A 22,410-nucleotide genomic window follows, 5' to 3' on the forward strand; every position below is an offset into this window, starting at 1 on the left:
CCGGTGGCGACCAAGGTCGGCAGCCACCCACCATTACGGGCCCAACAAAAAAGCCGCTGCAGGGCAGCGGCTTCTTGCATCAGGCGGCGCTGTAGCGCCAGGGGTCAGAGATCCACCCGGCGGGCCTGCATGAACTTGTTGCCCCAGTAGCCACTGAGCAGGGTGTCCACGCGCACATCCTTGCCCGAGCTGGGGGCGTGCAGGAAGCGGCCGTCGCCGACATAGATGCCGACGTGGTCGACGCGGCCCTTGCGGCCGAAGAAGACCAGGTCGCCCGCCGCCAGCGCGGTGCGGTCGTTGATCAGTTCGGCGTTGTCATCGTGCGCCATCTCGCGCGAGACGCGCGGCAACTCGATGCCCAGCGCCGAACGGAACACATAGCCGACCAGGCCGCTGCAGTCGAAACCGCTGTCCGGGTTGCTGCCACCCCAACGGTACGGGGTGCCCAGCAGGGTCATCGCGCGGCGCAGCAGCGACTGCACCTTGCCGTTGTCGGCGGCGGTGCCGACGACGCTGCCATTGGCGGCGCTGCTGGTGTCGTAGTTGGCGAGCAGGCGGCTGAGGTCACCGGCCACCACGGCCGAGCGATCCATCAGCGGAATGGTGTCGTTGGCGGCCAGGTGCGGCAGCAGGGCGGCCAGCGTGGCACTGGCGGCGGCATCGACTCGGCTGCGCTGCGGAGCGGCAGCCTCGGCCTTGGCGGCCGGTCGGGCGGTGCTCTCGGCCACCGGGGCCGGGGTCACATCGGAACGGTTTGGAGCAGTCTGCGACCAGGCCGGAAGGCTGGTCAGGCACAGTGCCAGGCCAAGCAACAGCGGGCGGGCACTACGTGAAGATACGGAAGTCTGGCCTTCGCTTTTCAGGTCGTCAGTCGTCACGCGTCGGTCACAGGAAAAAAACGATGGGGCATCATGCCCTGTAAAAGCGCGGATAAGTTAAAAATTCCGTTATAAAATCGTTATTTATATAGTGACGCATGTCACATTTTTAGACATATCGCCTGTTCAGCTTAGCGAAGGACACGTTTCGCGCCCGTGTAGTGGTCTTTCCAGTAGGGGCCACTGAGCGAGTCCAGGCGAACCGTACCGCCGGTACTCGGCGCGTGCACAAAACGCCCTTCACCTACATAGATGCCCACGTGGGTGACGCTGCCGCGGCTGCCGAAGAACACCAGGTCGCCGGTGGCCAGGCGTTGCGGATCGATCCTGGGGCCCTGTACCGCCGCCAGGTCGCGCGAGGTGCGCGGCAGCCGCAGGTCCAGCATCTCGCGATAGACATAGGCGACCAGCCCGCTGCAGTCGAAGCCCGAGTCCGGGGTGTTGCCGCCATAGCGGTAGGGCGTGCCGACCAGGCTGATGGCCCGCATCAGCACCGAGTTGGCGGCCTCGGGGTTGTCCGGCACGGTCTTCGGCCAGTTCGCCGTCGGCGGGGGCGGCGCCGGGCGGGTGGCCTTGCCGCCGCCACAGGCGGTCATCAACACGGGCAGGGCCAGCAGCAGGGCCGGGGCGAGAAACCGGCGCGGGCCGGACGAAACTGGCGTGATGTGCATGATCTCCGGATAATGCGCCACCTTGGAATGGCCGTCATGATGGCGGCGTCCCCGTCGGGCGACAACCCGCCCCAACCCGCCTGCCTCCGGCAGATCCAGACAGAGTTGCGCATGAAGATCGAAAAAGACCGCGTTGTCCGCTTCCACTACACCGTTTCCGAAGTCGGCCAGGAGCCGATTGAATCGTCCAAGGACCGCGGCGAGCCGCTGGCGATCCTGATCGGCCATGGCAATATCATCCCGGGCCTGGAAAACGCCATGATGGACAAGGAAGCCGGCGCGACCTTCAGCGTCGACGTCAAGGCGGCCGATGCCTACGGCGAGCGCCGCGAGGGCCTGTCCCAGCGCGTGCCGAAGAAGCACTTCGGCAACACCAAGCTGGCCCCGGGCCAGCAGGTGGTGCTGCAGACCAACTTCGGCCCGCGTGCGGTGACCGTGCAGAAGGTCGGCATGAGCGTCGTGGACGTCGACCTGAACCACCCGATGGCCGGCAAGGACCTGCACTTCGACGTGGAAATCGTCGATGTGCGCGAAGCCGGCAAGGAAGAGCTCGACCACGGCCACGTCCACGGCGACGGTGGTCACCAGCACTGATCGCAGCGCGATCGTGATGGATGCGACGGCCCGCTTCGGCGGGCCGTTGCGTTTCTGGAACATGGCGCGGCCATCCATGGCGCGCGGGCCGGCGGCATAATGGCGGACCTGCCTGACGGACGCCCCGTGAACGCTGTCTCTCCTTCCCTGCAGCCGGTGGCTTCCGGCGAACGCATCGCCGTGCTGGACGTGCTGCGTGGTGCCGCGCTGCTGGGCATCCTGCTGATGAACATCGAGGCCTTCAGCGGTCCGCTGGACCTGGCCTTCACCGGCATTGACGTGCACTGGCGGGGCATCGATTACTGGGCCGACGCCTTCGTCTATGTGTTCGTGCAGGGCAAGTTCTTCACCCTGTTCTCGCTGCTGTTCGGTGCCGGCTTTGCGGTGATGGCGCAACGCGCCGAGGTGGCCGGGCGCGACTTCACCCCGTTCTACCTGCGCCGCAGCGCCGGCCTGCTGCTGATCGGCCTGTGCCATGCACTGCTGGTCTGGTCCGGCGACATCCTGGTGATGTATGCACTGGTCTCGTTGCCGTTGCTGGCCTGCCGCGAGGCGCCGCGCAGCTGGCTGCCGTGGATGGGCGTGATCGTCTACCTCGGCGGTGTAGCGATGATGTTGCTGGTGGGTGCGATGGTGTCGATGGCTTCGGCCGAAGACATGCAGAAGATGCTTGCCGAAGCACAGCAGGCCATCGCGCAGCAGCGCCTGGTGTACGGGCACGGCAGCTGGATGCAGGCCACCGCGCAGCGCCTGCACGAGTTCGGATCGTCGATGGGCGCGCTGCTGATTACCGGTCCGGAAGTGCTGGGCATGTTCCTGATCGGCAGCTGGTTCGCCAGCAGCGGTGCACTGGTATCACCCGAGCGCTTCCCACGGCTGTACGTGCTGTTGCGTTGGGTGGCGCTGCCGCTGGGCCTGGCGGTCACGCTGCTCGGCGTTGCCTGGAAGCCGTATCTGGCACCGGGCGCCTACGACCTGCCGGTGACCGCAGCGATGGCACTGGTGACGATCGGCGGGCTGCCGATGTGCCTGGGTTACCTGGCGTGGATCGTGCGTTGGCGCGCGCGGCTGGGATGGCTGGCGCCGGTGGGGCGCATGGCATTGACCCACTACCTGGCCCAGTCGTTGCTGTGTACCTGGCTGTTCTACCACTATGGCCTGGGCGGGTTCGAGCGGATGCCGCGCAGCGTGCAGTTGCTGTTCGCGCTGCTGGTATTCGCAGCGCAGGTGGCTGTTTCGCACGCGTGGCTGGCGCGCTTCCGCTTTGGTCCGGTGGAATGGCTATGGCGTGCAATGACCTATCGCCAGTGGCCACCGATGCGGCGTGGAGCCGGGCAGGGCTGATCGATGCAGGGCGCGCATCCTCACGTCTGGCTTGCAGCTGGGCATGGCATGCTCGGCATCAGCATGAGCGCCGGCAACGGCCAGCTGATCGCCGATCTCGTCTGCGTCCGTACGCCGGTGATCGACCCTGCCCCCTACCGACCCGAGCGATTCCGATGAGCACTGCACCCTATGACTACGACCTGATCGTCCTCGGCGGCGGCTCCGCCGGCCTGGCCGGTGCGATCCGCGCCGCGCAGCACGGCAAGCGCGTGGCGCTGCTGGAGCCGGGCGAACTGGGTGGGACCTGCGTCAACGTCGGTTGCGTGCCGAAGAAGGCCATGTGGCTGGCAGCTGACCTGCATGAGCGCATCGGCCTGGCCAGTGCGATGGGCTTCGATGTCCAAGCGCGCCCGGCGCTGTCGTGGAAGGAACTGGTGATACATCGCCAGGCCTACATCAGCAATATCCATACCAGCTACCACAAGCGCCTGGACGAAACCGGCGTGGTGCGCATTCCGGCGCGCGGCCATCTGCTCGATGCGCACACCGTGGCCTGCAGCGATGGCGTGCGCTACAGCGCCGAACACATCCTGATCGCCACCGGCGCGCACCCGCTGCGCCCGGACATTCCCGGTGCGGAACTGGGCCTGGTTTCCGATGATTTCTTCGATCTGCGCGCGGCACCGGCCGAGGTGGCGATCATCGGTGGCGGTTACATCGCGGTGGAGCTGGCTGGCCTGCTGCAGGCACTGGGCAGCAGGGTGAGCCTGCTGGTGCGCGGTCAGCGGCTGCTGGATCGCTTCGACTACGAGCTGACCGATCAGCTGGCCGAGAACCTGAAGCAGCAGGGCGTGCGCATCCATTTCGGCTATCGCCTGCGCGAACTGCAGCGCGATGGTGAGCGCGTACGTGCATTCGGCCATGATGGCCCGCTCGACAGCGTGTTCGATGCGGTGTTCTTCGCTGCCGGCCGCCGCGGCAACAGCCGTGGCCTGGGTCTGGAAGCGCTCGGCATCGACATCGGCGAGCACGAGCAGGTGCAGGTGGACGAGTGGCAGACCACCCGTGTGCCGAGCGTGCATGCGGTCGGCGACATCGCCGGCAAGGTCGGCCTGACCCCGGTGGCGGTGGCCGCGTCGCGGCGGCTGATGGACCGGCTGTTCGGGGGCCGCCCGCAGTCGAAGATGGATTACGAGAACGTGGCCAGCGTGGTGTTCTCGCATCCGCCGCTGGGCGCGGTGGGCATGAGCGAGGAGGAAGCGCGCCGGCGTTTCGACCAGGTGAGCGTCTACCACAGCCGCTTTCGCCCGATGCTGCAGGCGCTGGCCAACGGCCCCCAGCGCAGCCTGTTCAAGATGGTCTGTGCCGGCCCGGAAGAACGCGTGGTGGGCATCCACCTGCTGGGCGAAGCGGCCGACGAGATCCTGCAGGGCTTTGCCGTGGCGGTGAAGATGGGCGCGACCAAGGCCCAGTTCGACGACACTGTGGCGATCCACCCGACCTCGGCCGAGGAAGTGGTGCTGATGCGCTGAGCCCGCAGTTGTAGAGCCGAGCCTATGCTCGGCTGCATTCCGTGCAGACATGGTGCAGCCGAGCGCAGGCTCGGCTCTACAGGGCACCTGGCGCCCCCATGCGATACTGGGCGCCCCCATGCGTTTCCGGACCGCTCCATGCGGCCCGCCGTCGTCCTGATGTCCAGCCCCGCTTCCCGTATCGCTACCGCTTCCCCACGCATCGCGCTGGGGGGTATCGGCCTGGCCGCGATCGGTGCCATCGCCGCCTCCGGCAAGGCCATCATCGTCAAGCTGGGCCTGCGTCATGGCGTCGATGCCACCACGCTGCTGGCGCTGCGCATGCTGATGGCGCTGCCGTTGTTCGCGCTGATGGCGCTGTGGGCCGCGCGCCGGGCCGAGCCGCTGTCCTGGGCTGATCGCGCCCGCGTGCTGTGGCTGGGCTTCACCGGCTACTACCTGTCCAGCCTGCTCGACTTCCAGGGCCTGCAGTACATCAGCGTGACCCTGGAGCGGCTGATCCTGTACTTGAACCCGACCCTGGTACTGCTGATCAACGTGCTGCTGGCGCGCCAGCGGCCGGGACGCTGGCAGATCGGCGCGCTGGTGCTGAGTTACCTCGGCGTGCTGCTGGCCTTCGGGCATGACCTGCAGCGCGAGGGCGGCCAGATCATCGTCGGCAGCCTGCTGGTGCTGGGCAGTGCGCTCAGCTACGCGCTGTACCTGTTCGGCAGCGGGCAGGTGGTCGCGCGCATCGGTGCAGTGCGGCTGACCGCCTATGCCAGCTGCGTGGCCAGCGTGCTGGTGCTGCTGCATTTCGCGGTGACCCATCCGCTGCCACTGCTGTGGCAGGCACCGGCGCCGGTACAGTGGCTGTCGCTGGTCAATGCCACTGTCTGTACGGTGCTGCCGGTGCTGGCGATCATGTTGGCGGTGCAGCGCGTGGGTTCGTCGCTTGCCGCGCAGGTCGGTATGCTGGGCCCTGTTTCCACCATCGTGATGAGCCTATGGCTGCTCGACGAACCGATGGGGCCGGCACAGATCGCCGGTACCGTGCTGGTGCTGATCGGCGTTCTGCTGGTGACCCGCCTGCGGCGCTGACGCCGGAGCAGGCGCGTGCGCGCATCCTGGCGGTGATCCGCGCGATCCCGGCTGGGCAGGTGATGGGCTACGGACAGGTGGCGATGCGCGCGGGCCTGCCCGGGCGAGCACGCCTGACCGCGCGCATCCTGGGCCAGAACGACGACCCGGACCTGCCCTGGCACCGCGTGCTGCGCTCGGATGGGCGCATTGCCATGGAAGAAGGGTCGGCGGGCTGGCGTGAGCAATCGCAGCGGCTGCGTGCCGAGGGCGTGGTGGTTGAGAACGGCCGGGTGCGGATGCCCACGACCGATCCGACGGTAGCGCTGGATGCTGCCGTATGGGGGCCGGGCTGAGCGCCGCTGGCGACTGAACAGGCCGGACCTGCGGGTCGCCAACAAGGCGCGGTGCTGCGGCTATGATGGAGGTCGTTCCATGCCGGTGCTCCCATGTTCCCGCGACTGCCAACCGTCACCAAGGCCCTGCTGATCGCCAACGCGATCCTGTTCCTGCTGCAGCAGCCGTTCCTGCTCGGCATGCAGACCTTCGAGCCGTTCATGCTGCAACCGCTGCAGCAGGGCTTCGATGCGTTCTCGCCGGGCGGCAACTTCCAGCCGTGGCAGCTGCTGACCTATGGCTTCCTGCATGGCAGCTTCGGCCACCTGTTCTTCAACATGCTGGCGGTCTTCATGTTCGGTGCGCCGCTGGAGCAGACCTGGGGCGAGAAGCGATTCCTGCTGTACTACCTGGTCTGCGTGGCCGGTGCCGGTGTCTGCCAGCTGCTGGTGGGAACGCTGCTGGAGAATCCGGCCACGGTGCTGGGCGCCTCCGGCGGCGTGTTCGGCCTGCTGCTGGCCTACGGCATGCTGTTCCCGAACCAGCGGGTGATGCTGCTGTTCCCGCCGATCCCGATGAAGGCACGGACCTTCGTGATCCTGTTCGGTGTGGGCGAACTGATGCTGGGCATGACCGGCTGGCAGCCAGGCGTGGCCCACTTCGCGCACCTGGGCGGCATGCTGTTTGGCTGGTTGCTGATCCGCTACTGGCGCGGGCAGCCGCCGTTCAACAATCGCCGCCCGCCCGGCCCGCCGAAGCGCCCGAACCATCTGCGCAGCGTGAAGTGAGGCGCGATGCGCCTCGCTTCACGCGGGTAGGTGCCAACCTCGGTTGGCACACCTTGGCCAGGATCATCTGACGCGGTAGGTGCCGACCGTTGGTCGGCACGCCTTCAGAGATCCTGCAACACTACCTGCGCCGCATTGTGACCTGGCGCGCCGGTCACGCCGCCCCCGGGATGTGTTCCCGACCCGCACAGATACAGGCCGGGCAGGGCGCCACGATAGCCAGCCTGGCCGACCATCGGCCGTGCCGAGAACAGCTGGTTGGCGCTCAGTGCGCCGTGGAAGATGTCACCGCCGACCAGGCCAAAGGCGCGTTCCAGATCCAGCGGTGACAGCACCTGTCGGCCAAGCACGCTGTCGGCGAAGCCCGGTGCATACCGGTCGACGGTCGCGATCATCAGATCGGCCACCGTGTCACGGTGATCATCCCAGTGACGTCCATCGGACAGCACCGGTGCCACGTGCTGGCAGAACAGACTGGCCACATGCCGGCCGGGTGGCGCCAGCGAAGCGTCCAGCGTGCTGGGAATCAGCATCTCCACGATCGGTTCGCGTGACCAGCCGTCGCGTCGCGCATCCAGCCAGGCGCGGTCCATGTACTCCAGGCTGGGCGCCATGATGATGCCGGCGCTGAGGTGATCGCCGGGCCCGGGCAGGGCGCGGAAGTCCGGCAGCCGCGACAGCGCCACGTTCATCCGGAACGTGCCGGAACCGCAGCGCCAGTTCGCCATGCGTTCGCGGGTCGCGTCCGGTACCTGTGCCGGGGCCAGCATCTGCTCGTACAACAGCTTCGGATTGACGTTGGCGATCACCGCGCGTGCACGCAGGATTTCACCGTTGGTCAGTTCCACTCCCACGGCACTGCCGTGTTCAACCAGTACGCGTCGCACGCCGGCGTCCACGTGCAGTTCCGCGCCAGCCGCGCGTGCAGCGGCGGCGATGGCCTGGCTGATTGCGCCCATGCCGCCGATCGCATGGCCCCACGCACCTTTCACGCCATTGCACTGGCCGAACACATGGTGCAGCAGTACGTAGGCGCTGCCCGGTGTATACGGGCTTGCATAGTTGCCGACAATGCCATCAAAGCCGAACAGGGCCTTGATCGGCTCGCTCTCGAACCAGCGGTCCAGGTACTCGGCCGCCGACAGCGTGAACAGGTCCAGCAGTTCCTGGCGTAGCGAAGCATCCAGCGTTGCCAGTTCGCGGCCGAGGCGGCCCATCTGCCAGAGCGCGGGCAGCGCACGCCAACCGCCTGCTACACCCAGGTCCGGCGGCGCGCGCAGGGCCCATGCGCGCAGTACGTCGGCGAAGATCCCCAGGCGTGCTTCATACGCTGGCAGCGCCTGCGCATCGCGTTCGGAGAATCTCGCGACTTCGGCCTGGGCGCGGCCAGGTGCCGACAACAGGTAGCGGTCGTCGGGCAATGGCAGGAAGTTGTTGACCGGGCGCGCGACAATGCGCAGCCCATGCGCATGCAGTTGCAGGTCGTCGATCACCTTCGGTTGCAACAGCGATACCGTATACGACGCCACAGAGTTGCGGAACCCGGGGTGGAATTCCTCGGTGACCGCCGCGCCGCCGAGAACGCCACGACGTTCCAGCACCAGCACCTTCTTGCCAGCGCGTGCGAGATAGGCCGCGCAGACCAGGCCGTTGTGGCCACCACCGATGATGATCGCATCCCAGGACATCAGCACCTCGGAAAAAGGGGACGGAGGGAATTAAGTCGCAATTCGCATTGGGTCACAGACAATGGGGAAAAACGACTTAATCCCCTCCGTCCCCTTTTTTGATCGCTGCTTCGATGCTGGCGATGTCGATCTTCTTCATTGGCATCATTGCGTTGAAGGCCCGCTTGGCCAGCGCCTTGTCCTTGCTGGTCACCGCTTCGATCAGCATGCGCGGGCTGATCTGCCAGGAAATGCCCCAGCGGTCCTTGCACCAGCCGCACTGGCTCTCCTGGCCACCGTTGCTGACGATGGCGTCCCACAAGCGGTCAGTCTCGGCCTGGTCCTCGGTCTGGATCTGGAAGGAGAAGGCTTCGCTGTGCTTGAACGCGGTGCCGCCGTTGAGGCCGACGCAGGGGATGCCGCAGACCGTGAACTCGACCGTCAGTACGTTGCCTTCCTTGCCGTCCGGGTAGTCGCCCGGGGCGTGGTGGACAGCGCTCACCGCGCTGTCGGGAAAGGTGTTGGCATAGAAGGTGGCGGCCTCGAGCGCGCCGTTGTCGTACCAGATACAGATCGTGTTCTTGTGTGCCATGGTCGGGCTCCGCAGCGGACGAAGGCGCAGCGATAGCACGGGCGGTGTTAACCCGGGATCGTGCTGCATCCGCAAAAAAAAGGGCGCCCGAAGGCGCCCTCTGCATCCCCAGCGTGACGGCTGGCTCAGCGCCAGACCTTGATCTGGTCGGCTTCGCTGCGCTGCATCGGCTGCCCGGCCTTGCAACTGAAGGTGGCACCGAACGCCGGCAGGTTGGCCAGCGTGCCATTGCTGCGCCACAGGCCCGGCGCGCGGATGTCGGCGGTCAGGCGGCGCGCGGCCTCGTTCGGCGACAGCTGCTGCGCCCACAACGTCGACCAGGCGCGGAAGAAGCCCTGCTGCTGTGCCGGCTTGGCCTTCGGCTCCTGCGCGGTGTATGCGGCCCAGGCCAGTTCCAGGCCGGCGATGTCGGCCAGGTTCTCTTCCTGGGTGAGCGTGCCGTTGACCTTGGCACCCTTCACGCCCGGGAAGTCGTAGGCGCTGTACTGCGCGGCCACGCGATTGCCGAGCAGGGTCCAGGCGGTCTTGTCGGCCGGAGTCCACCAGCTGCGCAGCTCACCCTTGGCATCGACCAGCGCGCCCTTGGCATCGATCGCACGGGTCAGTTCATGGCCGACCAGACCACCGAAGCTGCCGAACTTGTCGGCGGCGTCGGCCTTGGCGTTGAACACCGGGCCCTGCAGGATCGCGGCGGTGACGATCAGGCGGTTCTGCGCCAGGTCATAGGCCAGCGACGGCTGCTGCGGCAGCACGTCCCAGCGACGGTCGGCGTTGCCCTTGCCGATGCGCTTCATTTCCTCGCGATGGCGCCAGGTCGACGCGATCAGCATATTGCCACCGAACGAGCCGCGGCCCATCGGCTGCACGCTGTAGTCCAGGTCGCGCAGTGGAGTGCCGATCTCGATCTTCAGCGCAGCCAGCTTGGCCTGCGCTTCGGTCTTGGCTTCGGCACTCATCCAGCTGCTGTTCTTTACCGCCTCGATCTGTACTTCGCGCACCTTGTCGACGATCCATGCGGCCTGGCGACGATCTTCGGCCGACAGGTAGCGGGCGGCGTACTCGCGGCCGACCATCGGGCCGGCGGCCACATTGATTGCATCCAGCACGGATTCCCAGCGCTGCGGCGGCAGGGTCTGGCCACGCAGCACACGGCCACGGAATTCGAACTCGGCGTCGCGGTAGGCCCTGGACAGGTACGGCGCCATCGAGTCGCCCACGCGCCAGCGCAGGTACGCCTTCCACTGCTCCGGCTTGAGCTTGGTGACCATGCCATCGAGCTGCTTGAACAGGCCCGGGTCGGCCAGCGAGACCAGGTCATCGTCCACGCCCTGTGCCTTCAGGAAGGCATCCAGCTGCAGGTTGCGGTAGCGGCTGTTGAGCTCCTTGGTGGAGATGGGCGCGTAGTTGTTGAACGGGTTGTTGATGCCGGCCAGCGACTGCGCATTGCGTGCCAGTTCGGTTTCCAGCGCGATCACCGCCTGCGACTCGGCATCCAGCTTGGCGGCCGGGGTACCGGTCAGCGCCAGGATCTGCTTGACGTAGTTGCGGTAGCGGCCCATCAGCGCCACGGTGTCGGCGTCGGTGCGGGTATAGAACGCCGGATCCGGCAGGCCCATGCCGCCCTGCATGAAGTAGCCGATGTGACGATCCAGCGCCTTCAGGTCGACGTCCGGGCCGAAGTTGAAGGCCACCGGGATGCCGACCTGGTGCAGCGCGGCGATCGAGGCCGGCACATCCTTGGCCTTCTTGATGGCGTTGATGCGGGTCAGCAGCGGCGCAATCGGATTGGAGCCGTCTGCTTCCACGGCGGCTTCGTCCAGGCCACTGGCCCAGAAGTCGCCCAGCAGCTTCTGCACATTGCCCTGCGGCGACTTCATCGCGGCGTCGAGCAGTTCACGCTGCTGCTGGCGGCTGCGGTCAACCAGCTGTCCCAGCGCGGTGACGGCGCCGGTCTGCGGCACCGGGTTGGCCTTCAGCCAGCCTGCATTGGTGGCGTCGTAGAAGTCGCTGCACTGGGCGCTGACGGCCGGAGCGCGTGCGGCCTTCTTCTTGGCGGCGAACGCATCGTGAGTCGGGACCAGGGTCGCCAGGCTGATGCCCAGGGCGATGGCAAGCGGACGGAAGTTGGGCATGTGGAACGAATCCGTGATGGATTGAGGGCGCGCGCACTATAGCAAGCCAGGCATGGGCGCGGGATGCACGCGTCGCGGTGCATTCGCCGACCAAGGTCGGCAGCTACCGGGGAGCGCCGGGATCAGTAGATCCACGCCATGCGTGGATGAAAGACACCCCGGAAAAACAAAGGCCCGGGAATTCCCGGGCCTTTGCAGGTCTGCAACAGCGTCAGCCAGGACTTACCAGATCACCACCTGCTGCTCGCCGGTGCGGGCCATCGGCGAACCGGCCTTGCACTGGAACGCGGCCGCGAAGGTCGGCAGGTTCGACGGTGCACCCATGGCGCGGAACTGTGCCGGGGCGTGCGGGTCGGTCGCCAGGCGGACCTTGGCGTTCTCCGGGGTGTACTTGGTGCGCCACACGGTGGCCCAGTTGAAGAAGAAGCGCTGGTCGCGGGTGAAGCCGTCCACCTTCGGGTCTTCCTTGCCGGCGCTGGCCTTCTGCAGGGCATCGTAGGCGGTAGCCAGGCCGCCCAGGTCGGCGATGTTCTCACCCAGGGTCAGGTGGCCGTTCACCGCCTGGCCGTCGACCTTGTACTGGTCGAACTGCTTGACCAGCTTGCCAGTCAGGCCTTCGAAGTTCTTCTTGTCAGCGGCGGTCCACCAGTCTTCCATGTTGCCGGTCGGCCCGAAGCGCGCGCCCTGGTCGTCGTAACCATGGGTCATTTCGTGGCCGATCACCGCGCCGATGCCGCCGTAGTTCAATGCGTCGTCGGCCTTCGGGTCGAAGAACGGCGGCTGCAGGATGGCGGCCGGGAACACGATCTCGTTCTGCAGCGGGTTGTAGTAGGCATTGACCGTCTGCGGGGTCATGCCCCACTCGGTCTTGTCCACCGGCTTGCCGATCTTGGACAGGTTGAACTTGTAGTTGAACTCGTTGGCCGCGCGCACGTTGCCCAGGAAGCTGTCGCGCTGGGTCTGCAGGCCCGACCAGTCACGCCACTTGTCCGGGTAGCCGATCTTCGGGGTGAAGGTTTCCCACTTGGCGATGGCCTTGGCCTTGGTCTCCTCGCTCATCCAGCTCAAGCCCTGGATGCGCTCCTTCAGCGCGGCGGCCAGATTCTTCACCAGTTCTTCCATCTTCGCCTTGGCTTCCGGCGAGAAGGCAACCTTCACGTACAGCTGGCCGAAGGCTTCACCCGCATCGTTTTCGATGGTGCCCAGCACGCGCTTCCAGCGCGGCTTCTGTTCCTTCTGGCCGTTGAGGGTCTTGCCGTAGAACTCGTAGTTTTCCTGCACGAAGGCATCGGCCAGGTACGGCGAGGCGCTGTCCACGGTGTGGAAGCGCAGGTAGGCGCGCCACACCGACGGGTCGGTATCGCCCAGCGCCTTGCTCACTTCCTCATGGAAGGCCGGCATGGCCAGCGAGAACTTCTCCGGCGCGGCCACGCCCTGCGATTTGAAGAACTCGGTCCAGCTGAAGTTCGGGGTCAGCTTGTCGGCATCGGCCAGGGTGACCGGGTTGTAGTACAGCTCGACGTTGCGCGACAGCTCCACGCGCGACTTGGAGGCCTTGGCCAGGCGGGTCTCGAACTTGACCACGTCCTCGGCCTGCTTGGCGGCGTCGGCAGCGGCGACACCGGACAGCTCCAGCACCTTGGCGACGTGCGCCTGGTAGGCCTTCAGCTTGTCGGCATTCTTGGCGTCGGTGTAATAGGTGCTGTCCGGCAGGCCCAGGCCGCCCTGGCTGGCGTAGGCCATGTTCACGGCCGAGTTCTTGAAGTCGGCTTCGGCACCGAAGCCGAACAGGACGTTGTCGCCCCTGGCCGCGCTGGTGCGCAGGTAATCGGCGATCGCCGCCTTGTCCTGCAGGCCGTCGATGGCGGCCAGGTCGGCCTTCAGCGGCTCGATGCCCTGGGCATTGATCTTGGCCTCGTCCATGCCGGTGGCCCACAGGTCGCCGACGATTTTCTCGATGTGGTTCGGATTCTTGACCTGCGCCACCTGTTCGGCCAGCTGGTGCTGCACGGCCACCGAGCGCTCGTCGAGGATGGTGAACGCACCCCAGCTGGTGCGGTCGCCCGGAATTTCATTGGCGGCCAGCCACTTGCTGTTCACATAGTCGCCGAAGGCGCCGCAGGCGTCCTTGGTGGTATCCAGATCGCTGGGCTGGAAAGCGTTGTAGGCCGGCAGCTTGCTTTCGTCCAGCGTGTAGTTGGTGGCTTCGGCCGCGGCCGGCGTGGAGGCGGTGGCGTCCTTGGCCGGGGTTTCAGTCTTGCCGCAGCCGACCAGCGCGGCCGAAACGGCCAGGGTCAGCAGCACGATCTTGGGAGTACGGGTCACTTTGATGGCCTCCAGGCCGAGTGAGTCAGGGAAAGGCCGTGGGACGGCCGTGGGCCGAACGATACGCCGCCGGCCAGACCTGCAAGGGTGTCGAAGGTCATGGCCGGGTGCAAGGGGGCCGCTTGGTGGCCCGGAAAAGACAGACCCGGCAAAAGCCGGGTCTGTCGGGCGTTGCGGTCAGCGGTGGATCAGAACTTGTACTTCAGGCGCACGAACGGGGTGCGACCGTAGTAGTCGTACTGGGTGGCGAACGGGTGGGTGTTGCCGTAGCGCGAAGAGTAGACGCTGCTGGAGATCAGCGGCGGCTTGGCATCGAACACGTTGGAGACGCCCACCAGAATCTGCCAATCGGCCTGCTCGTAGCTCACCGAGGCGGTGTGATACCAGCGGCTGCCAGCGGTGATGTCGCGGTAGGAATTCGGACGGCCCTGATAGGTGAACGTCTCCAGCAGGTCCGGGTCCTTGGTCGACGCGATGTACTGGGTCATCCAGTTGTAGGTCCAGTCGCCACGCTCCAGGCTCAGGCCCAGGTTGCCGACCAGGTCCGGGCGACCGAAATCACCCAGCTGGTCCGACGAGGACAGGCCGCTGGCCGCTGCGCTGTCGAACAGCTCGGCGGTGTCTTCAACCGTGTAGGTGACCTGCGAGTCCAGCGAGAACTTGCCGAAGCTGAACTCGTGTTCCCAGTTCAGGGTCAGATCCCAGCCGCGGGTGCGCTGGCGGTTGATGTTCAGGTACTGCGCATACACCTCGGTGATCATGTTCGCGTTGGTACCCGAATTCGGATTACGACGCATCAGGTCGCAGTAGCGGTTCGGATAGGTGGTCGACTCGTAGCAGCCTTCCAGGATGGACGCTGCACTCAGCGCGGTGATCTGGTCGCTGACTTCGTAGTCGAAGTAGTCGATCGCAACGCTCAGGTCAGCAAATTCCGGGGTGAACACCAGGCCGATGCTGCGTGCACGCGAGGTCTCCGGCTTCAGGTCGCCGCCAGCGCCGCCACGAGTGAAGACGGTGGCGCTGCTGTTGCCTGCGGCGGTGTAGTCGCCCGGGATACCGGCAGCGGCGCAGTTGGCAGCAGCGTTGCTGTTGTTGCCTTCAGCCCAGCGGATGCAGGGATCGATCGCGGTCTGCGCCTGGAAGCCGGTCTGATTGCCAAGGTACAGCTCATACAGGCCCGGTGCACGGTAGGAGGTACCGATGGTGCCGCGCAGGCGCAGCGACGGGATGATCTGCCAGTTGACACCGAACTTCCACACCTTGTCCGAACCGGACACCGTGTCGTACTTGAAGACGCGGGCCGAGCCGTTCAGCGACAGCGACTCGATGCCCGGAACTCCCTTGAAGACCGGCACATCCAGTTCGACGAACGCTTCCTTCACCTTCTCGTCGCCCTTGGTGCGACCGGCGGTGGTCGAACCCCAGATGTCGGCAAAATCGGCACCCGGCTGGTCGTCGATCTTGTAGTTGCGGTACTCCACACCGACTGCGGAAGCCACGGCACCGGCCGGAAGATCGAACAGCTCACCGCTGAACACGGCGTTGACCGTGGTCTGATCGTAGGTGGTCTTGCCCTTGGCCCAGACGCCGAGGATCGAGACCAGCTCGTCGACCTTCGAGCCATTCAGATAGCCCGGGTCGAAGTAGTTCGCAGCTGCAGTGCCGGTACCCGGACGGCCGATGTCGCCGCTGATCGAGTTGCGGATGCCAAGGTTGCTGTACTTGCCACTGGAGTGGCTGTAGTTGGCATTGACTTCCCAGCCCCAGGTGCTGCTGCCGAAGCCGCCATCGAACTTGTTGGCGAAGTAGTAGTAATCAACTTCGGTCTCGGAAGCAGACTTGAACGGCAGCACCGGCTGAGCGCGGGTGGTGGTGCCGGGGATCAGCACTGTCGGGAAGAACTGGCGCCACGAGAAGTTGTCCGTGGTGCGGTTGTTGTAGAGGAACTGGGTCTTCCAGTTGAACGAATCAAAGCCGAAGTCAGTGGCAAAGTAGACCGTCTTGCGCTCTTGGCGGTTGATGATCTGGGCTTGGCCGTAAGCCTGGAAGTTGTACGGCTCCTGATACGTCGCCACGGGGTTGCCGTTGGCATAGGTCTGGTTGGCGCGCGGACGATAGCCCGGGAACGGGCCAACCGTGCTGCCATCGGTGCTCGGCACGTAACGGACGGAACCGACGTCGATGACGTTGTGCAGCATGTTCTGGCAGTTGGCCAGGTTGGTGCCGGCCAGGATGGAGCGGTCGACGCGGTCGATGCGGTTGCCCTTGTCGTCCCAGACGATATCTTCGGCGCACTTGAAGAAATCGCGGTCACCGCGGGTCAGTTCGTTCTGGCGGTACCATTCCACGGCGGCGACGATGCTGCCATTGTCGAAGTTCCAGCCGTTGGCCAGCGACGCCGAGAATACTTCACCGCCGCCTTCGGTCGGAACGCGACCGCTGACGGTCAGCTCGGGACGGTCGAAGTTCTTCTTGGTGATCAGATTGACCACGCCGGCGACGGCATCGGAGCCATAGATGGAGGACGAACCATCCTTCACGATCTCGGCACGCTGCAGGACGGCGGTGGGCAGCACGTTCAGGTCGAACGCGCCGACCGCGCCGCGGGTACCGGCCGGGCCCGGACGCTGGCCATCAAGCAGGATAAGCGTGCGATTGGCACCCAGGCCGCGTAGCGAGAACGTCTGTACGCCGGTACCACCATTGGTGGTGAAGCCGCCGAACTGATTGGTGATCTGCGTTTCGGCGGCGCCGATCGCCGACTTCTGCAGGAATTCACTGACGCTGGTCTGGCCCTGGGCGGCATTGCGCTCGGTGTCGATGGTGAACACCGGCGAGGTGGTTTCATAGTCCGCGCGACGGATCAGGGAGCCGGTGACCGTAACCTTGTCAAGATCAGTGGCCTTCTTGTCAGACGTCGAAGCACTTGACGCCGCTGCTTCCTCGCGGGTGGATTCCTGGGCCAGCACCGGGGCTGCCTGCAGGCAGGCAATCACTGCCAGGGCGAGCGGCAGGCGGCTGGGCGTAATAAGGCGGTTGGTCTTGCGCATTGTGTCGGATCCCCACTTGTTATGCTTCGGTTAACGGAGTGTATGTACGGCGTAAAGTAAATGCAACATGAACATTCCCCGTATGTAACGCGCTTTTGCTAATGGCGTATTCATGTACCGGTGGGGAGCTGCAGAGCTCCCCAGCTGCGTGGACGACGGCAGGGTGCGTCCCTGGGCGGCCTACAGGCCGCCTGGGCCGCAGTCCTTGGCCAGGAAGTCGGCCATCAGCGGCAGCGTGGCCCGGTAGTGGCTCGGGTACCACGGCATGCTGTGCGGCATGTCGGCGATCAACTCGAACTTCGCCGGAACCTTGCCCTGGACTGCGTTGTAGAACGATCGGGCGTGGAACGCCGGAGTACGTACGTCACGATCTCCGACGTAAAGCAGTACCGGGATGGTCGCCTTGGCCGTGTTCTGTATCGGGTCCATTCCCTTGACGGTCTGCCCCTGCAGGATGCGCTGCAGGCGGTTCTCGCTCCATGACATGCCGACTCTGCCGAGATCGGTGACGGGCGCTCCGGCAATGGCACACTGGAAAGGCGAGGGGCTGCGGACCGTGGCTGCAGCGGCTGCGAAGCCGCCATAGGAGTAACCGAAGATGGCCAGGCGGTCCTTTGCGGCGATGCCCTGCTGCACCAGCCACGCAGCCGCATCGTCATTGTCGTCCTGCATGGTCAGCCCCCACTGCCTGTCACCCGCGAGCCAGTGGTCGCGTCCAAAGCCGGTTGAGCCTCGATACTGGGGGCGGATGACAGCGTAGCCACGCGAGGTGAAGTAAGGCACCCAGCCAGATGCATCCCAGCCGGCATAGTCACGAGCCCATGGGCCACCGTGCGGGTGCACGAGCGCTGGAAGTGGTTCTCCCCCTTCCTTCCAGCCCGCGGGCAGATCAAGGATGGCGGGAATCTTTCGTCCGTCGCGGGCGGTATAGGTGACCCAGCGTTGCTGGCCGATCTGCCTGCCATCGATCCAGGGTCGCTCACTGCCCAGGGTGGTCACCTGTTTGCGGTCGCTGAGTATGTGATAGGTCGTCGGCGTGTCGGCACTGTTGGTGGTAAAGAGCACGCGGGAGAGATCGTCGTTGTAGCCGGTGATGGCGACGTACTTCCCCGGATAGGCCTGTTTGAGGCCGTCGAAGAGGGCCTTCATCTGCGGGTCGACATAGATCGCTTCGCGCCGCGGCCCATCCACATAGAAGCCCAGAACCTGATTGAAGTTGCTGGGTTTGCTGCCGAGGATGAGGCCGCTGATCGGATACTGCGGGTGGGCGGCCAGCGGCTCCTTGTCGAAGGTCCGGGTTGCTGGGTCGTACAGGCGGGCCTGCACCTGCTCGGAAAATCTGTCGGTGAGGATGTAGAGCTTGCCGGTCTGGTCATCGATGCCGGCCACGTCCATCGTGTAGCGTTCGCTGAGCTTGGTTGTCAGCGCATCGTGCTTCTCGAACTTTCCGCTTGCCTTGTCCTTGATCAGGATCTGCTGTTCGTACTCGCTCGACCCGGCCGGTTCGATCTGGGTCCTTGTCAGGAGTTCGCCGCTGCGGGGATGGAACAACCCGGGCGTCGAGCGCGCGTCGCCACGGAAGAGCAGCTCGGTCTGTCCGGTCTTGAGATTGAACAGGTAGTAGCCTGCCGAGAACGTTGACTGATTGATCTGTGAAATGATGACCTTGTCAGGGTCCATTGGGAGCGAGTGAACCAGTGACGCAGTTCCCGCCAGTTCCAGGCAGCGTTGTGTCTGTTCGCTGATGCCAAGCTTGCGTGAATTGTCGGCGAATGCTTCGTCGAACTTGGTCTGGGAAGTGTCGGTCAGGTAAGCCTTCGATAGGAAAGTCTTGGTGTTTCCCACCGAGTTGCCTTCTCCACAACCGGCCAGCTGCGCGGTAAGTTCCTGGCGGCCGATGACAAGGCTGCGGCCGGCCTTCAATGCGCTGGCGGCGATGAACTTCATGCGGTCGCCGGAGGGCGTGATGGCCACCGGGCCTGCGCCGAGATTGTCCAGGTTCCAGTTGGCGAGCGCGGTGTCACCGTTGTTGCTTCCCGGGGCAGCGATGATCGCAACCAGCTGTTTGCCATCGGGGCTCATGGTGACCGATTGGATGGCGGGAATCTTGGCGAAGTCGTCGACCGGCAGCGGTGTAGCCAGCGCCTGGCCCACGGCCAGGCCCAGCAGCGTAGCAGCAGCGCCCACATGGGCGAAGAGGCGTGTGGCTTTCATGTACAGGGCATCCTTGGCAGTTTGACTGGAAGATGACCTGAAGATGAACGAGGACGCCCGGTTCGTCAACTTGGCGTGAAATCTACAACTCTGGCCGGCCCTGGTTGCGTTCCAAAGCAGAAGGCCCCGCTGGAGCGGGGCCTTCTGCAGCACAAGTGGCGTCAGCGGATCAGCGGCCACCGAACTCGTACTTGGCCTGCACGTAGATGGCTCGCCCGTAGGCGTTGTACAGGTAATTGTTGTACGGCTGGCCACTGGTGCCGGCGAAGCTGAAGCGCTGGTTGTCCGGCATCCTGTTGAAGACGTTGTTGACCATCAGTGACAGGGTCAGGTTGTCCAGCGCGCGATAGTTCACGCTCAGGTTGTAGGTGGTGTAGGAGCCCCACTTGCCCGCCTTGTAGCCGGAGCTGTGCACATAGTCGTAGCCATTGCCCAGGTATGCCATGTAGTTCGGCGTCTTGCCGATGTAGTTGGCATACAGGGTAGTGGTCCACTTGTCCTTGGCCCAGCCGATCGAGCCGTCCGCGCGCACCTTTGCGTAAGAGTCGTACACCCACATCGCGTAGGGGTCACGCAGCAGGTCCAGGAACTCATCGCCCGGCTGCGGCTGCAGCTCGCGCTTGAGCATGTCGGTGTAGTTGCCCGAGAACTGCAACGAACCGAAGCGACCCATGTCGTGCACGTACTTGAAGCTGGCGGTCAAAGCTTCCAGGTTCTGGCGCGCAACATTCATCTTCGGGGTGTAGATCTCGTCCAGCACGCCGGATGCATCACGGGTGATCCAGTCGTTGACGTTCTGGCAGCTTGCAGAGGTGTTGTTGGCCTGGTCGTTACGGCAGTAGTACTCGGCCAGCAGCAACTGGTCCGAACTGAGCGTGTCGACCTCGTTCTTGATTTTCCAGTTGTAGTAGTCAACCGACAGCGAGAGGTTATTGATCGGAGCCCACACCACGCCCGCGTTCCAGACGTCGGCGGTGATAGGCTCCAGGTCCGGGTTGCCCGAACGCGTACCGAACACCGATACGCTGTCATACGGGCAGCCAGCGGTGTTGCTCGGGGCATACCCCAACTGGCCGCAACGGTAGTAGTCGGTGGAGCCGTTGGCATAGTAGCCACTGCGGCCCTGGAAGGCATCGGACAGGGTCGGCGCGCGGAAGGCCGTCCCGTACTTGCCACGGAACAGCAGGCTCTCGATCGGGCGGAACTCGATGCCGATGCTGTAGGTGGACTTGTCGACGGTGTTGCTGCCGATCTTGAAGGCGTCGTAGCGGCCGGATCCGGTCACGGTCAGCATGTCATGCAGCGGCAGGCGCAGTTCGCCTGTCACGGCGTAATTGCTGCGGTGGCCGGCGCCGGAGACCGCCGTGGTGCCCCAGACGCTGCCATCCATCAGGCCCGGATCGGGAGTGTAGTCCCAACCTTCGCTGCCACCCTCGACCACCACCGCCAGGCCGGCGTCGCCACCGGGCAGCTTGAACAGCGACCCGTTGGTGACCTGGGCCCGGGCCAGGTTCTGCCAGGTACGGCTCTGGCTGTAGCTGTAGCCGGTGAACGTCTGGAAATCACCTGCCGGCAGTGGCGCATAGAACGCTTCCCAGTTCGGGCTGTAGATGTTGTAGCCAGTGCTGGTAGTACCCAGCACCGGGCCCAGCACACGCTGCTCGAAGTAGTCGTTGATCGGATCGTTCCAGCGCACGAAGTTGCGCTCGGTCAGCTTGTACTCGCCACGGGTGAAGCTGACGCTGTAGTCCCAGTTGCCGGCCGTGCCGCGGCCGCCCAGTGTCACCTGGTAGGCCTTGTTGCGGTCGGTGTTCATGATGTCGCGGTAGCCGGCGCCGCCGATGTCTTCCGGGGCGAACACGCGCTGCAGGTTCATGTACTGGCCGCTGGCCTGGTCGTAGAAGCGACCCCAGCCGGACGAGGTGCCCCACCAGGTGTAGTTGGAGCCGGTCGCATACTTGACCTCTTCCAGGCTGTACAGCGCATCGCCAAACAGCTGCAGGTTGTCATTGAGGTCAAAGGTGGCAGAGCTGTAGATCTGTGCGCTTTCCTTGCCGTTCTTGATGGTCTTGTAGCCGGTGCCGTACACCGAGCCGCATGCCTGGCCGGTCGGGCGGGTGCCCAGTACGGTGGTACCGTCGAACTGGCCCGCCACGTTGGCGCAGAGGTTCGGGTCCATCATGGCGTAGCGGTTGTTGGCGGCCGGCAGCAGCACCAGGAAATCGTTGGAAACGTACTGCGGGCTGTAGCCGTCTGGATTGTTGACCTTGGTCAGGTCGCGCTGGTAACCCCAGATCGGGCTGGTCTTTTCGTACTGCACGTTGACCAGCGCGTGGAAGCGGTCATCGACGCCATTGAACCCGTGTGCGCCGCTCAGGCGGAAACTGTTGCCACCGCCTTCGCTGTAGGCGCCGCCACGGACGTTGAGAACGCCGCCGTCCATGCGTTCCTTGAGGATGATGTTGACCACGCCGGCAATCGCATCCGAGCCATACAGGGAGGACTGGCCACCCGGCAGGATCTCGATGCGCTCCACGATGTCGATGGGAATGCCGCTGATGTTGTTGAACGTATCGCCGCCGTTGTACAGCGCTGGATACGAAAGCATCGGGCGGCCATTGATGAGGTACTTGGTGTAGCCCGGGCTGAGGCCGAACATGCCGGCCGCTTCGGCGCCCTGGGTGAACGAGGCCGAGGTCTGGCCGCCCTGGAGGCCGCCCGTGGACAGTGAGGACTGCTGCAGTACGTCGGCCACACTGGTGAAGCCGCGGGTCTGGATGTCCTCGGCGGTGACGGTCAGGACCGGCGTGTGGTTCTCGATTTCGGTCTGTGGAATCAGCGAGCCGGTGACGGTGACGCGGTCAAGCTGGGTCGGTGCGTTGCCGCTTTGCGCCAGCGCGGTACCGGAGGCGAGCAGGGTGCCAAGCAGGGCGAGGGTCAGTGGGTGGCGCAGCGGCGTGGAGCGATGGCAAGACATGATGGATCCCCGTATGAGCGTTGTCGGCTGGCTGACGTCCTCCCTGACAGCTTTCATGATTTGTTCAGTTGCAATCCATTCAGCTGGACCGTAACACGGCGTTCACGTAGACAAAATAGTCCAGTCACAAAAACAGGCTGGCTTTCTCTGAAAAAGTTCTTTTAAATCAAAAGCTAAGGCTGCTTGTTTGGGAATGTTTCAAAATGTTGCGCTGCGGAACGGTGTTGTTCACTTTTACATTCAATATATAAATCAATAGCTTACGTAAC

15 protein-coding genes and 1 pseudogene are annotated in these 22,410 nt (G+C 64.8%); 7 read left to right on the forward strand and 9 right to left on the reverse strand.

Annotated features, from left to right (window positions below; translation table 11 throughout):
- Positions 1-104: 104 nt before the first annotated feature.
- Together O0J15_RS01945 and O0J15_RS01950 are read right to left on the reverse strand one after the other, a co-directional pair.
- Entirely contained in the window at positions 105-812 is a 708-nt protein-coding gene (locus O0J15_RS01945) for a C40 family peptidase (protein ID WP_223224737.1), read from the reverse strand.
- A 197-nt stretch (positions 813-1,009) separates the two neighbouring features.
- Complete coding sequence (locus O0J15_RS01950) at positions 1,010-1,549, reverse strand: C40 family peptidase (protein WP_031270212.1); 540 nt, start codon at positions 1,547-1,549, stop codon at positions 1,010-1,012.
- A 111-nt stretch (positions 1,550-1,660) separates the two neighbouring features.
- Here O0J15_RS01950 and O0J15_RS01955 point away from each other — a divergent pair, with 111 nt between their 5' ends.
- The 7 genes and pseudogenes from O0J15_RS01955 (at position 1,661) to O0J15_RS01985 (ending at position 7,184) form a co-directional block, all read left to right on the forward strand.
- Positions 1,661-2,143, forward strand: a complete 483-nt coding sequence (locus O0J15_RS01955) for a peptidylprolyl isomerase (RefSeq protein ID WP_111098588.1) — start codon at positions 1,661-1,663, stop codon at positions 2,141-2,143.
- Positions 2,144-2,242: 99 nt separating this feature from the next.
- Positions 2,243-3,487 (forward strand): DUF418 domain-containing protein, encoded by a 1,245-nt coding sequence (locus O0J15_RS01960; RefSeq protein ID WP_180876530.1) that lies wholly within the window; start codon positions 2,243-2,245, stop codon positions 3,485-3,487.
- Positions 3,488-3,502: 15 nt separating this feature from the next.
- Positions 3,503-3,646, forward strand: a pseudogene (locus tag O0J15_RS01965) (amino acid dehydrogenase); the annotation flags it as partial.
- Entirely contained in the window at positions 3,643-5,001 is a 1,359-nt protein-coding gene (gene gorA, locus O0J15_RS01970; protein WP_019660629.1) for a glutathione-disulfide reductase, read from the forward strand. The pseudogene O0J15_RS01965 and the gene gorA, both read left to right, overlap by 4 nt.
- A 159-nt stretch (positions 5,002-5,160) precedes the next feature.
- Positions 5,161-6,081: a DMT family transporter gene (locus O0J15_RS01975; RefSeq protein WP_308305010.1), complete on the forward strand. Its 921-nt coding sequence runs from the start codon at positions 5,161-5,163 to the stop codon at positions 6,079-6,081.
- On the forward strand, positions 6,078-6,416 hold the full coding sequence (locus O0J15_RS01980; protein WP_239502454.1) for an MGMT family protein: 339 nt from the start codon (positions 6,078-6,080) through the stop codon (positions 6,414-6,416). Before O0J15_RS01975 ends, O0J15_RS01980 begins: the two co-directional genes overlap by 4 nt.
- A gap of 93 nt (positions 6,417-6,509) precedes the next feature.
- Positions 6,510-7,184: a rhomboid family intramembrane serine protease gene (locus O0J15_RS01985; protein ID WP_308304998.1), complete on the forward strand. Its 675-nt coding sequence runs from the start codon at positions 6,510-6,512 to the stop codon at positions 7,182-7,184.
- 104 nt (positions 7,185-7,288) lie between these two features.
- On the opposite strand, the gene O0J15_RS01990 is transcribed toward O0J15_RS01985, so the two are convergent.
- From O0J15_RS01990 to O0J15_RS02020, 7 genes are all read right to left on the reverse strand, one after another.
- The gene (locus tag O0J15_RS01990; protein WP_308304999.1) at positions 7,289-8,872 is read right to left on the reverse strand and encodes an NAD(P)/FAD-dependent oxidoreductase; all 1,584 of its coding nucleotides are present in this window, start codon (positions 8,870-8,872) and stop codon (positions 7,289-7,291) included.
- A 76-nt stretch (positions 8,873-8,948) separates the two neighbouring features.
- Complete coding sequence (locus O0J15_RS01995) at positions 8,949-9,443, reverse strand: VOC family protein (protein ID WP_155029909.1); 495 nt, start codon at positions 9,441-9,443, stop codon at positions 8,949-8,951.
- Between the two features lie 125 nt (positions 9,444-9,568).
- Positions 9,569-11,575 carry a M13 family metallopeptidase gene (locus O0J15_RS02000; RefSeq protein ID WP_308305000.1) on the reverse strand — a complete coding sequence of 669 codons (2,007 nt, stop codon included), beginning with the start codon at positions 11,573-11,575 and terminating at the stop codon, positions 9,569-9,571.
- 222 nt (positions 11,576-11,797) lie between these two features.
- A complete protein-coding gene (locus O0J15_RS02005; protein ID WP_019660623.1) occupies positions 11,798-13,900 on the reverse strand; it encodes a M13 family metallopeptidase in 2,103 nt (700 codons plus the stop codon).
- A 188-nt stretch (positions 13,901-14,088) separates the two neighbouring features.
- On the reverse strand, positions 14,089-16,950 hold the full coding sequence (locus tag O0J15_RS02010) for a TonB-dependent receptor (protein ID WP_019660622.1): 2,862 nt from the start codon (positions 16,948-16,950) through the stop codon (positions 14,089-14,091).
- Positions 16,951-17,130: 180 nt separating this feature from the next.
- Positions 17,131-19,164: a S9 family peptidase gene (locus O0J15_RS02015; protein WP_134734790.1), complete on the reverse strand. Its 2,034-nt coding sequence runs from the start codon at positions 19,162-19,164 to the stop codon at positions 17,131-17,133.
- 169 nt (positions 19,165-19,333) lie between these two features.
- Positions 19,334-22,141, reverse strand: a complete 2,808-nt coding sequence (locus O0J15_RS02020; protein ID WP_058981090.1) for a TonB-dependent receptor — start codon at positions 22,139-22,141, stop codon at positions 19,334-19,336.
- Positions 22,142-22,410 lie beyond the last annotated feature (269 nt).

The sequence above is a fragment of the Stenotrophomonas sp. Sm10 genome, assembly GCF_030985515.1.
Taxonomy (GTDB): domain Bacteria; phylum Pseudomonadota; class Gammaproteobacteria; order Xanthomonadales; family Xanthomonadaceae; genus Stenotrophomonas; species Stenotrophomonas hibiscicola.